Raw genomic sequence first — 506 nt, forward strand, 5'->3', positions numbered from 1 at the left:
ATGGGGTCGCCGAGCTTGGTCCCGGTCCCGTGGCCCTCGACCGCGTCGACCTGCCCGGCACTCAGCCCGGCACTGGCCAACGCCTGCTGGATCACCCGCTGCTGCGACGGCCCGTTAGGCGCCGTCAGACCATTCGAGGCCCCATCCTGATTGACCGCCGAACCCCGCAGGACGGCCAGCACCTCATGCCCCTGCCGCCGCGCCTCCGACAACCGCTCCACCAGCAGCAGCCCGACACCCTCACTCCAACCCGTACCATCCGCACCCTCCGCAAACGCCCTGCACCGACCATCCGGCGAAAGCCCCCGCTGCCGCGAGAACTCCAGGAACATCCCGGGAGAGCCCATGACGGTGACGCCGCCGACGAGTGCACGGTCGCACTCCCCGTTCCGCATCGCCTGGGCGGCCAGGTGTAGCGCGACCAGGGATGACGAGCACGCCGTGTCGATCGTCACCGCCGGGCCCTCAAGACCGAACGCGTACGCCACCCGCCCCGACAGCACGCT

At 70.8% G+C, this 506-nt stretch carries 1 protein-coding gene; it reads right to left on the reverse strand.

The window, feature by feature from the left end; all coding sequences use genetic code 11:
- Positions 1-506, reverse strand: a 506-nt coding sequence (locus ABD317_RS37650; protein WP_344296658.1) for a beta-ketoacyl synthase N-terminal-like domain-containing protein, incomplete at both ends; no start/stop codon positions are given.

The sequence above is a fragment of the Streptomyces synnematoformans genome, assembly GCF_039531005.1.
GTDB lineage: Bacteria > Actinomycetota > Actinomycetes > Streptomycetales > Streptomycetaceae > Streptomyces > Streptomyces synnematoformans.